The sequence below is a fragment of the Leptospira stimsonii genome, from assembly GCF_003545885.1.
GTDB lineage: Bacteria > Spirochaetota > Leptospiria > Leptospirales > Leptospiraceae > Leptospira > Leptospira stimsonii.
The window spans coordinates 1-12890 of record NZ_QHCT01000009.1; the positions used below are offsets into that span (position 1 = coordinate 1).

The 12890-nt window shown below is 42.5% G+C and carries 9 protein-coding genes; 7 read left to right on the forward strand and 2 right to left on the reverse strand.

Annotation, left to right across the window (positions count from 1 at the left end):
- Positions 1 to 79 precede the first annotated feature (79 nt).
- Entirely contained in the window at positions 80 to 2002 is a 1923-nt protein-coding gene (locus DLM75_RS21045) for a PP2C family protein-serine/threonine phosphatase (RefSeq protein WP_241548008.1), read from the reverse strand.
- A gap of 82 nt (positions 2003 to 2084) precedes the next feature.
- Positions 2085 to 3152 (reverse strand): tRNA dihydrouridine(20/20a) synthase DusA, encoded by a 1068-nt coding sequence (dusA, locus tag DLM75_RS21050; protein WP_118970480.1) that lies wholly within the window; start codon positions 3150 to 3152, stop codon positions 2085 to 2087.
- 89 nt (positions 3153 to 3241) lie between these two features.
- Between dusA and DLM75_RS21055 the strand changes: the two genes are divergently transcribed.
- From DLM75_RS21055 to DLM75_RS21085, 7 genes are all read left to right on the forward strand, one after another.
- On the forward strand, positions 3242 to 4234 hold the full coding sequence (locus DLM75_RS21055; RefSeq protein WP_241548009.1) for an LIC10647 family lipoprotein: 993 nt from the start codon (positions 3242 to 3244) through the stop codon (positions 4232 to 4234).
- Positions 4234 to 6195: a bifunctional tRNA (5-methylaminomethyl-2-thiouridine)(34)-methyltransferase MnmC2/FAD-dependent 5-carboxymethylaminomethyl-2-thiouridine(34) oxidoreductase MnmC1 gene (gene mnmC / locus DLM75_RS21060; protein WP_118970481.1), complete on the forward strand. Its 1962-nt coding sequence runs from the start codon at positions 4234 to 4236 to the stop codon at positions 6193 to 6195. The genes DLM75_RS21055 and mnmC overlap by 1 nt, the downstream gene beginning before the upstream one ends.
- 169 nt (positions 6196 to 6364) lie before the next feature.
- A complete protein-coding gene (locus DLM75_RS21065) occupies positions 6365 to 8239 on the forward strand; it encodes a RecQ family ATP-dependent DNA helicase (RefSeq protein ID WP_118970482.1) in 1875 nt (624 codons plus the stop codon).
- Between the two features lie 210 nt (positions 8240 to 8449).
- Positions 8450 to 9700, forward strand: a complete 1251-nt coding sequence (gene srpA / locus DLM75_RS21070) for a sigma factor sigX-regulated lipoprotein SrpA (RefSeq protein WP_167731799.1) — start codon at positions 8450 to 8452, stop codon at positions 9698 to 9700.
- A gap of 406 nt (positions 9701 to 10106) precedes the next feature.
- Positions 10107 to 10628, forward strand: coding sequence for an RNA polymerase sigma factor (locus DLM75_RS21075; RefSeq protein ID WP_118970483.1), 522 nt, complete (start codon positions 10107 to 10109; stop codon positions 10626 to 10628).
- Between the two features lie 2 nt (positions 10629 to 10630).
- Positions 10631 to 11923 carry an anti-sigma factor gene (locus DLM75_RS21080; protein ID WP_118970484.1) on the forward strand — a complete coding sequence of 431 codons (1293 nt, stop codon included), beginning with the start codon at positions 10631 to 10633 and terminating at the stop codon, positions 11921 to 11923.
- Between the two features lie 13 nt (positions 11924 to 11936).
- On the forward strand, positions 11937 to 12890 hold the full coding sequence (locus DLM75_RS21085; RefSeq protein ID WP_118970485.1) for a hypothetical protein: 954 nt from the start codon (positions 11937 to 11939) through the stop codon (positions 12888 to 12890).

The following is a 12890-nucleotide window of genomic DNA, read 5'->3' on the forward strand; positions in this document are numbered from 1 at the left end:
AGAAGCTGGGACCCAAGACGTTCCGGAGGAAGGGATGGGTTCCGCTTTTTGCAGGGTGTGGAATGTAAGAAAAGGATTTCTACAATATATCCACGGTCAAGTAAGTCAGGTCGTCCGGAATCTTAGAAGAGGAAAAAGAGCGCACCGTCGCTAAAATCTCTTCGTTTAAATTTCTCGGATTTCGAAAAAAATTATTCTTCAATACTTCCAGAAGTCGTCTTTCACCGAAGATTTCTCTCTCTGGGCTAAGCGCTTCCGTAACACCATCCGTATAAAAGAAAAATCGATCCCCGGTTTTTAGAGCGATCGTATAGGTTTCAGGTTCGATCGTTTTTAACATTCCGAGAATCATTCCCCTTCCCTTAAGGAATTCCGGTTCTACGGGATCTTCCCGAATCAAAACCGGCGGCGGATGTCCAGCAACGGAATATCGAAATTCTTCCTTTTCAAGATCGTATAAACAGACAAAGGCGGAGATAAAATTCTTCTCCAAAACCTGAAACATCCGATTATTCAATTCGGAAAGAATCTTCGAAGGCTCCTCCATCTTTCGACTCAATTCCAAAAAGGAAACCTTGAGCATAGAAGAAACCAGAGCCGACGCGACCCCGTGACCCAACACGTCGCAGAGAATAAACATTACCTTTTTCTCATTTAGAATATGATAATCTAAAAAATCCCCTCCGACCTGATCCACGGGAATATAAACCGAATTCACGGAAAGACGATGGATTCTTCCGTCGAGTTGAGGAATCAATCTTGTCTGCAAATTGGCGGCCATTCCCAATTCCTCGTGAAGAATCCGATTTTGTTTTTTTAACTCTTCTGTTCTCTGGTCCACTTTCGCTTCCAGAGTCGTGTTTAATTTTTTGAGTTCGGAATGAGCCCTCGCGTTCTGATACGATATACTGACCGCTCCGGAAATCAAAAGGGCGAAGAATCCGTATTGGGATAGAAACATATTCTTTCCGGAAACGTTATCCAGAACTACGTCGACGATCGCAAAAATAGCGAGAAGTCCCACTCCTCCCACCATGATCAACGCTTCCATAACTTTCTTTCTCAATTCCGCGTAAAAAATGGGAACGAGCAATAAGAACATGGAGAATAAAATTCCTTCCCATGCATACACGAGCAAAACTCTCTGCGTTCCGTCGAGCTCCAAAAGATGTAAGGCTCCGATGACCAAACTCGACTTCATGATCAGCTTTGCCGCGGTTCCGGTTTTTCTTCGAAACAAAGCATACAAAAAATATAATATACACATCGGAAAAACCGTCTGCGCTAAAAAAAAGGAACGGGACAGAAGTCCGAACGGCACGTCTATGTAGTGCATTTTGTGAAGAAGAGGCAATCTCCAAAAAACAAAGAGAACGGCTGAAAAAGCCAGAAAGATGCTCGCTCTCGAGTAACGATTGAGAGAATACGAAATCGATTGTTGTAAGAACACACCCAAGAATAAAACGATCAACACGAGCTGAAACGCATCTTCCTGTATCAAAGCGTCCTTTAGCTCGTCAAAGTCGCCTAACTTGGGAATCGTTCTAAAAATTCCGCAGTGAAATCCGAGTTCCTGACATTCGATTTCAATTCGTATCGTATTTTTCTTTCCTCTTTCGATCCATTCCAGAGGAATCTTATACAAACGACTTCGAAACCAAGCCGGTGAATATGGATCCATCTCACCCGTTTTTCCGATCAGCTTATCGTTAAAATAAACCCTATCTGCGGATTGGATTCTATCTAAGAAAATTCCCTGGGACCCGGAAGGAGACGTTTTCGGATATTCGAACGAAATCGTATAATAGCCTTTCATCGGAATTTCCAAACCTTGGCTCGTTAAACCCACTCCCGGAAGAATACTCTGATAACGTTTTCCGTCTTCGTTATAATATTCCCATCCTTCGCTTAAAAGCTGAACCTTTTCGGGATCGATCGGTTCCGAGTTTACAGCGGAGGCAATTAGACATAATAGGAGTAGTCCGAATAAAATCGGTTTCATACAAAAAGAGGGGATCAAACTAACTTTGCGAACAAGGCTGTAAAGTTAAATTTAGATCGGAAACGAAAGAATAAAGAAACCGTTAAAGAGAAAGGATTGTGGTTTCCAGTTCATCGGAATTGAAACCCTTTTTTGGAGAAGGAATGAAATCTAACGCGGAATCCGAAATTTCATGAGACGCTCTGAACAGGAGATCGGATGTATAATGGGAAAACATTCTTTCGGTAAGAATCCTTCGATAACTCCTCGCTCCCTTTTCCGCGTGAAACAATCCTAGAAGATGTTTTAAAATAAAATGCGGCTTTGTGTTTGGATCGCTCCCGAGTTGACGATCGATATAATCCTGCATTCTTACGAGAATTTCCCTTCGACTCAAAGAAGAAGAATCATCCCCGAAGTATCGGGAATCGATCTCCGAAAAAAGATAAGGAGTTTCATACGCCGCTCTTCCGATCATCACACCGTCGTTCTTTTTCAATCGTTCTTCGATCTCATCGTATGTCCGAATTCCTCCGTTGATTTCAACGATCAATTCAGGAAACATTTTTTTGATTAGTTCCACGTCCGCATAACGCAGAGGAGGAATTTGTCGATTCTGTGCGGGAGAAAGACCGCCTAAGATCGCAATTCTTGCATGAATGATAAATCGTCTGACACGCGCTTCCTTTACGACTTCGATAAATCTACAAAGATCCTCGAAACTTTCTTTTCCAGGAATCCCGATTCTACACTTAACCGTAACGGGAATCGAAACGGCCGCATCCATAGCCGCTACGAGTTCCGCGACCTTCTCCGGAGTTTCCATCAGACAAGCTCCGAAATTTCCTTCTCGCACACGATCGCTCGGACAACCTACATTCAGATTGACCTCAGAATATCCGTAGTCTTCACTGATCTTGGAACATTCTGCGAGGGCTCTCGGATGATCGCCTCCCAACTGAATCGCAAGAGGTAATTCTTCGGGATTGTAAGATAAGAATCGATTTCGATCTCCATGAAGAATCGCACCCGTATGAATCATCTCCGTATAAAGAAAGGTATGTTTGGAAATCAATCTGAGAAGATAACGAAAATGACGGTCGGTCCAGTCCATCATAGGAGCCAGAGAAACCGGATATCGTTTTGGAATTTTAGAACCGATCTCGATCATATGCCTTCTTACCAGATTTTTTTTTCCAAACACTTCGGTCAAGGATCCTCTTGGATTCATTTTTTTTCAAATCGTATGAGAACCAAAAAATGAGGAGCCTTTCTAAGAAAAATTCCCGATGGAACGTTCTTTTCCGATTGATCCGGAGAACGATCCGATTCTCACTTCTCTTAACATGTTTCACTTTCTATTCTTCTTGTAGAACCTTAGAATCTTTTTTTGAAACGATCGTACTGACAGGCGGCGTGGATTCGACGAGACTTTCCTTTTCCGCACACTACAGCCCATTGGAAAACGTCATACGTTCCAACGCCGGAAGTAAGGAGCCCGCCGCCTCCGATCGAACCGTGAATCACGATCCGTTCAAGTCCGTTCCCTTTTATACGATCGGTTCGATTCCGAGAAGAATTCCGGGAACTCCTTTCGAAGGATATTTAAAATATCTTAACTACATGGCTTACGGATTGACTCTTACTGCGCCGAGAACCTTTCGAGGAAACCTCTTAAATTTTCCGGACGATGGAAGAGTCGCAACGAACGTATCCGAGCTCGCCGCTTACGGACTGTATCCGCTTCCCGATCCTTTTGGACGCAAGTCGGAATATCTCTATTCGGATTATCAGGCGTATGCGACGATCTACCTCGCTTTCGTAGAATTTCAAAATTGGAATCTGGGAGCCGGAGTCAACATCGGATTTAGCGTATATGACTTCGACGTATTGGAAAGAAACGTGAGAGTATCTTCTTCCAGAAATCGAGTACGAATGGTCACCGGTTTAAAATTATTATACGAATACAATATCGGGAGATTTTTGGAAGATTCCATTTTCTACAACACGTATCTTTATTTCGAAGTTTCCACACTTTCTTCGGCGCATGATCCGATCAAACAGACGATCCCCACGTCCGCAGGTGGAACCGTTCCTGATCTTTATCTTACGATGGATACGTACCGAATCGGAGTTCGAAAAGAAATTCAGTTGTCTCGTCCTTCCCCGGAAGAATCCTTGAGAAGAGACAGCGGTCCAACGCGAGAATCTTCTCCTCCGAAACAAACGGAACCATTACCTCCTCGAATCTAATGTTATCCTGGAAAGAAAATCAAACACCGGTCTCGGAACAATTCGGAGATATATATTTTTCACCAGAGAACGGATTGGAAGAAACCAAACACGTGTTCATCGAAGGAAACAACCTCGCACAAAGATGGGCGGATCCGAAACTTCGGACATCGTTTTCGATCTTAGAATTGGGGTTCGGAACCGGACTCAACTTTCTAACGACTTGGAAAGAATATACCGAACACAAGAATCGTTTCCGACTTCATTACATTTCCATCGAGAAGTTTCCTTTAAACAAGGAGGAAATTTCCAAGGCACTTTCCGTATTTCCCGAACTTCAAACGATTCAGGAAGAATTTCTATCTTCCTATGAGAATCTGATTCCAGGGATGAATTATTTCCGATTCCTAAACGGAAGGATTCATCTTACCCTGTATTTAGGCGACGTAGCGAACGCGTTAGTCGAAATATCCGGCAAAGTCGATGCGATCTTCTTGGACGGATTCGCCCCTTCCAAAAATCCGGATATGTGGGAAGAATCGATTCTGATCCACCTAAGACGCGTTAGCAAACCGGGTACGACGTTCGCCACCTTCACCGTGGCGAGAATGGTTCGGGATTCTTTGACCGCTTGCGGATTCGAACTTGAAAAACGACCTGGATTTGGAAGAAAAAGAGAAATGCTCGTAGGAACGTATTCTCCAAAAGAAACCGAAAGCGAAGAATCCAATAGCAAAGAAAAACCTTGGTGTAAACGTTCCTTTTTCCGTCGAGAAACGAAAACCGCGACGATCCTCGGAGCCGGAATCGCAGGCGCCGCTTTGGCGTATTCCCTTTCCCAACGTGGCGTACAAGTTACGTTGATCGATCCGTCGGGCATCGCAAACCAGGCCTCCGGAATTCCGGGAGCGATTTCCCATCCGCATATCACAAAGATCCCGACTCCGACAAGCCTCTTCACGTTACGCGCCTTTCGATACGCTTTACAATTTCTGTCCTCTTTTGCGGATACAAAAGAATTCAAAACTTCCGGTCTTTTTCACGGAGTCACCGAGGAAATGAGTTCCGAAAGACTCGAAAGAGGATTGGAGAATCATCGCCTTTCCGAAGAGATCGTAACTTGGAAAAGAACGTCGAACGATCCTCAAAATAAAAGCGATTTGGAAAAAGAAATGGGGGACGGTATCTTTTTTCCAAAAGGGTTTTGGACACAACCGAATTCCTTGGCGAAACGATTGATCGACCGACCTTCTATAGAATTCGTTCAAAAAACCGCGATTGCGGTTCAGCCGAGCGGGTCCGGTTGGAAAACAACGTTTTCCGAATCCGAGGAGGAACTCCATTCCGATTCCGTTATATTCTGCAATTCTTATGGAATTGGAGAATTACTCGACCCCATCGTAGGAGAGGCATTCTTACCGATCAAAAAAGTCAGAGGACAATTGTTGGTTCTAAAAGAAACAGGATCTTCTTCTCGACTTCCAAACATTCTCTGCGCGGAACATTATCTAACTCCTTCCATCGAAGGAGAACATATCCTCGGCTCCACGTTTGACGAATTCGATCTCGATCCGAAGCCGAGACCAAAGGACACGGAAGAACTCGTACGATACGTGCAAAAAAAATATCCGAGTCTGGATTGGAATCAAGAATCGGTTCTTTCGGAAAAGGTCGGCTTTCGGGCGCAAACACCGGATCGTTACCCGATTTTAGGCCCGGTTGTTTTACCACAGGAATTTACGAAAGAATACAAAGGAATCGATCTACCGCGAAATCGAAACAAATCGTATCCGAATCTAAAAACCGTTCCGGGACTTTTTGTCTTCGGAGCCTTGGGTTCCCGAGGAATTTTGAGTTCTTTTTTGGGTGCAGAGATTTTAGCCTCCTTGATACTGGATGAACCCGCTCCCGTTGAATCCACGTTATTAGAATCCTTACATCCGGTTCGATTCTTATATCGTAAGATTCGAAACCAGGATTGAAACCTTTGTCTTTTGTGAAGACAAAGGTTTCGGACTCCGTTCAAAGGGATGGGATAATTACAAACAACGGAATCGAATCAACGAATCGATCCGTTTCTTTTAGGAAATATATATAAATCGATAAACCCGGTTCCAAATCCAAAGAAAGAAATTTACAAAAACGGATTCCATGAACTCAGAAGTACAAAAGAAGTTTAAAGACTTAGAATCGGCACTCAAAGAAGTCTGGGGACTTCAGAATTTCCGCAAGGGTCAAAAGGAAGCCATCGAGTCCGTCCTAGACGGAAACGATACGTTAGTCATCCTTCCCACCGGCGGAGGAAAGTCCCTCATCTATCAATTGCCTTCGCTCCTGGAAGAAGGTTCTCTCACACTCGTAATCTCTCCACTGATCGCTCTCATGAAAGATCAAGTGGATTCCCTCAAAGCGAAGGGAATCACCGCGGAGTATTGCAACTCGACCCAAGACGACCTTGAACAGTTGAGAATTCTTAGCAGAGCCGCCACGGGAAAAATTCAGATTCTTTACTTATCACCGGAAAAAGCTCTGAGCAGACAGGTGCTTGAAATTCTTCCCAAACTCCCGCTCAAAAGAATTGCGGTCGACGAAGCTCATTGTGTTTCCCAGTGGGGCCACGACTTTCGACCGGAATACAGAAAGCTCTACGAATTACGGGATAAATTTCCGCAAAAGATTCCGGTGATCGCGTTAACCGCCACAGCGACGCAAAGGGTCATCAAAGACATTTCCGATTCTTTGGGGCTGAAAGAACCTTCTCTGATCAAGGGAAGTTTTTATAGGGAAAACTTAAACTTCTCCATTTTTTTTCCCCAGAACGAAACGTTTCGTGAAAGCCAACTTTTAAAGATTCTGATAAAAGGAAATTTTCAAAAATCGACGAGCGGAAGAGCCATCATCTACTGCGCAACGAGACAAAAGGTGGAATCGGTTTACGATTTTCTAAAGAAGAACGGATTCAAAGTGGGAAAGTATCACGCGGGAAGAACCGATTCGAGTCGAGAAAAAGCGCAGGACGGTTATTCCACGGGAAAGACGAACGTCCTCGTCGCGACGAACGCATTCGGAATGGGACTGGATAGTCCGGATGTAAGAATGGTGATTCACTATCAAACGCCCGCTTCTCTGGAAAGTTATTATCAAGAAGCCGGCAGAGCCGGAAGGGACGGAAAAGATTCGGATTGTATTCTATTCTATCATCCCTCGGATCTTGTTACGCAGAGTTTTATCATAGGAAAGGAATCCAACCGCAAAGGAGGAGAGACTCTTCTTTCTTACGTTAAAGAATACGCGCTCTCCAATCGATGCAGACAACAAACTCTTTGTTCTTATTTTGGAGAAGAAATTTCCGAATGCAAAACCTGTGATATCTGCTTGGAAAAAGAATCAGAGGAAGAACTTTCGCCTTCGGGAAGAGACGAGTTTTTTAAGAGAGAAGAAGATAAAAAACAAAAAAAAGAACAAAAAGAAAAATACGATTTTTCTAATGAAGAATTAAGAACGATCGAAGAATTGCTCGAACTCATTCCCGGAAAATTCGGAAAAAGAATGATCGCCGGAGTCCTGAGAGGTTCGCGCTCGAACGAGATTCTTAGGAAAAAACTGGATCGAACTCCGATGTATGGATCTCTTCGTTCCATACCCGAAGAAGCGATCTTACGAATCCTAGACGAATGGATCACCGAAAAAAAAGTTAAAATCCTCGGAGACAAATATCCGAAGCTCATCCTCGCGTCGACCGTAATCGTAAAAACTCCCCGCAGGAAAAAAGAAGAAGGGGTCGAAAAAGAACGAAAAAATCTTCCCGCAAAAAACGTAATACAAGAACTCAAAAACTTTCGAGATCGAGAAGCAAGAAGAAGAAAGTGGAAAAAGTTTATGGTCCTTCAAAATCCGGTGATTGCAGAAATCGCAAAGGCGATGCCGGAAACTCCGGAAGACCTTTCCCTTATCCGAGGAATGGGTTCCGCCAAAGTCGAAAAATTCGGAAACGACATCTTGAGAATATTAGAAAAATGGAAATAAGACATTCGAATAGAACAGGCGCAAAAGTCGAATCCTCTCTTTTTACATTTCGTGCGAATATGCAGTTGTATATTTATAATATGCTTTGATTTTTTAATAGAATCTCCGCAAAATCTCCAGCTTCTTTCCTCTTATTTTTAACAAAACCTGTCTCACTCTCTATCGACTTTCTCTATATTTCTTTCGTGATTTCATTGGAGGTTTTGCACGATGAAACAAAATAGAGAGAATACAAAACGGAACCTAAAGCAAATTGTGGCATTCATTTCCGTATCCATCCTTTTGATGAGCTGTGGTTCTAAAAAAAAGGATGATAAAAATAATCTGTTATTGGCGTTGCTGGGAATGAGTCTCGGTTCTAAAGCGGAGTTCAAACTCACGACCGCAAACACGATGGCCGCCGCTCGCATTGCGAATTCTTCCCATTTTATAGTAGGTCCTCACGCTTCCGGATTGTTAAGCGACTTGGCCGGAGATGATCCGCTCAATTACGGAGACGCAGACGCTTTCTCAAATCATTTCTTAACTCCTTCCGCCGTCTCGATGGAAGTTTGTCGAATCTTAGCCTATAAATCGGCGGCAAAAGGCGGACCGGCTCCAGGAACCGAAACGTTAGAAAACGCGGCATTTACACCATTTAAAATAGAGGGAGCAAACGGAAGCGGTCAAGTTGGCGCTCCGGATTTCGGTCCTTGCGGAGGATTTATGCCAGTCGCATTAAAAGGAGGAAGCGTTACGACGGAATCCGCATCTCTTCCGATCACTCCGATTCCTTCCGAATTAAGTTCCGAGTTTGATAGAATCGGAATCGTTGTAAGAAGTTTCTCTTACTATTTTGAACCCAAAGACGTTCCTGAAAATTCGTATCGCTATGTAGATTTGCTTTTGAACACTCCTACCCAATCCTTACTCTCCAGAGGGGAAGTTAGCACAAAAATATTCGGATCGGGTTGTCCTGCCTCCTTTGCAAACTCTGCCAGTTTTATTTTTATGCAACTGCTTCAACCGGGAGAAAACTTAACCAGCGCCTGCTCTTTTTATGAATCCGCTATCGACTCGTCCTCGGGTATTTTCCTTTCGATTCCGGGAATCAATTACTTTGCCAATCCGAACTCAGTCTTAAATCCTCCATCCGTTGCAGGAGTAAATTACACATCGGCCAATCAAAAGTTGAGATTCAAAGCTCCGGCGGCAATGAACGGCGTCCCTTCTACGACCCCTTACATTCTCATCGTGAGTTTAGATAATTCGAATCCAGGCAAATCGAATCTTCTTTTTAACATTTCTGTGGACAATGTTTTATTCTGGGACTCAAGTGGCGGCGACAATGTCTTCTCTCCACAGCTCGATGCGGCCGATAGACCGAACGCGACCGATGGAAATGACAACCTAACGAACCCTGCAAGAAGAAACGTGATCTTTCACTTGCCGACCATTTTGAGCGAGTATATAAATGAATAACACCTTGAATCGGCTCTCAAAATAGAAGAATCGATCTATCGGAACCTTAAAACACCGAAAGGAGCCTTGTGCTCCTTTCGGTGTTTTAAGTGAACAAACTTCTAATGTCGCCCTCAATTTTACGAATTATAAAACGATCTCCAAGCCCCGCAAAAGCGGAGTGGGGATCGTTTTTTGTTTTTTCAAATGATAAAACGTGCGGAGCAGAAATAATTATGACTCGATCAAACGACGTCCATTCTATGACCTTACAAATCAGAGTCTTTCATTGAGCCCGAAGGAATGAGAGATATGCAAAAAAACTCAAAATTAAAACGTAGAAATCCGCCTTCGCAATTTCATTCGTTTTGTTTTCGTCTATCTTATTATCAATGTGCAATTGTATTTTTGTTTTTAAAAGGTTAAGATGAAGTTAAGTCAAGATCACGATTTTTCTCTGTTTTACCAAAAATACAAGGATGCGATTTACAAGGTGATTCGATATCTGTCCGGAGATCCCGATGAAGTGGAAGACATAGCGCAAGAGGTGTTCCTCAATTTATACCGCGCTTTTCCGAATTTTTCGGAAGAGAAGGGAAGTTTTTACACCTGGGCCGCGGTGATCGCAAAAAATACGTATCTCACATATCGTAAAAATCGTAAAAAGGAATATGCCCTTGAAGAAAATTCATCATTAGAATCGCTCCGAGTAAAAGACGATTTTATCCAGGATCTAGAAACGAGAATTCTGGAGGAAGAATTGAGGGAGGTAATCTCCTCCCTACCGGAACCGGAGAAAAGTATTATTCTCTTAAAAGAATTCAACAACTATACTTTGGAAAAAACTTCTCAGGCGTTGAATATTTCTTCTCGAACCGTGAGCAGAAAATTATTAAGAGCCTTGGACCTCCTCCGAGAAGAATTAGAAAAAAGAAAAGTGGCTTTGTAAAGATGGAAAGAAACGATCGATTAGAAGAATTCGAAGACCTCATGTCTTTAGCCCTCTTCGGTGAAATTTCGAAAGAGCAGACTTTACGATTGAATCAAATCGTTGATGAGGATCCATCTTTAAAAGAACGATACGAATACTATAACAGAATGCAGGAGGGTTTAAGGTTTCATAAAAAAGCACTCGCACAATCTGAATCGGAACAACAAAATATTTCTCCTAGAAGCGCCTTTACGGAAAGACTTTTTAAGAATAGAATTCTTCTCTTAGCCGCAATCATTCCGTTGATCGCTTCCCTCTATTTTATTCTAAGATTTCAATTTTCCAAAAGACCGGATTCCATTTCCATCCAGACCTTGGGCGCTTGTGACGCAAAAACGATCCAAACAAGGGAACCGATCCGATTGGATGAAAATTCTTTTTGTGACGTCAAAATCCTCCTTACGCGGGGGTCCGTTCACTTTAAAATTTTCCCGAACTCGGAAATACGAATTCTACATCTTCCTCAATCAAACGATTCGAAAGAATCTCTTTCCATATTTTTTGAAAAGGGAAAGTTTTTGTTAAACGAAACGCTTCACTCTACCGGAAAAACAAGACTCTATTGGAACGGAACTCAGATCGAATTGCTCGGTACAAAAGTTTTGATCGAAGATTTAGAAAACGGAAGAAGTATCAAAGTTTGGAACGGTTCCGTCGTTCTTCGTTCTGGCGTTCGATATATACTTCCATTTTTATCGGAGTCGAAAGAAGCCTGGGTCAAATCTTTTGAAGAAAATAACAAGGAATTATTAAACGACATCAAAGAGGTGACACTTTCCGATTCTTCTTTGGAAACGAAATCTTTTGTTCCCTCCGCGGACTCGATCCTATTCTTAACCTCCGAAAATAACCCAAAGACGGCCGATCTCAAAAAAATCCAGAACGACCTTGGACAAATTAGAAATCATCTTTCCCTCGATCTCAAAGAAAGCAGAACGAATCGGTTGACCCCGGAGGACCTCGAGGACTTGGAAACACTTTCACAAAATCTCGGAAACAAAAAACTTCCCGAAGTAAAAAAGAAAAATCAAGAACCGATTCGAATCGAAAACGGGAAAAAAAATTCAGTCGTCGAGGAAAAAAAGGAACTGAAAAAAGAGGAGCCCGTTCGATTAGGGAACAAGACGATCAAGTTGAAGGACGGATCCGAGTTAAAAGGAAATCTCATTCAGTATGAAAACGAATATGTGCTCGAGATCGATGGAAAGAAAAAAGTGATCAAGAACGAGGACGTGGAATCCATTTCATTTTAAATCAAAGGACTTCATGAAGAATTTTTTTATCGCTTCTCGAATTCGAATTCTTGCCTGGATTCTTTTTTTAATTCTGATCGTTCTCCCGAAATTGATATTCGGAAATTCAGTGGTTTTGAAGGACGGTTCGACTTTAAAAAACGTTAAAACTACATTAAAAGAAGATCATGTATTGGTTGAAGACGAATTCGGTCATGTCGAAAAGATAGACCTTCAACTCGTGGAAAAAATTTTAGTTTCCGAAATTAAAAAAGGAGAAATTCAAGATCCTAAAAAATTCAAAAAATTCTATTTCTCGCTGGTCGGTTCCCAATGGAACTCTCGTGTTTCGGAACCTATGGATCTAAATCGCCATTATACACTGACGGACCTTGTGACGACCGCGATCTATATCGATCCTTATCTTGAAAAAAAATATACAGTAAAGGTTCAATCCTTTGCAATACAGGGAGAATATCGCCGGAGTCCGAACTTATCGTTTTCTCTTTCCTTGGAGCATAACAACTTTCTATTTCCGAAAACCGGGGTTTCCCCTTTGACCGCGATCGCGACGAATGTAAGTCTGAATCAGACTCCGGAATACCAAACTTTAGCTTTCCTTTCTACAATGAATCAAAGTTTTAATACAAACTCTGGCGAGTATGAAGGGAACCGATCTTCCGGATCCGCATTTACCATTTCGACAATTTCTCTTTTACCGAGCGTAAAGTATATGATTCCGATTTCGGATTCTATCGTTTGGTTTGCTCAGGCTGGCTTTGGGATCGGGAAAAGTTACGAGAGCGGAATTTATTCACGGCAATTGATTTACGGCGCGGGAATAGTCGGAACGGGTTTTCAATTGGAATTCGATTCTTATTTTTTTAGTCTTACCGCTCAATTCAGAAAAACGATTTTAAACGGATCTGTACATTCCTATCAATTCGGAGAACCTTTGATCTTGTTCGGAATAGGATTCAAGATTTAG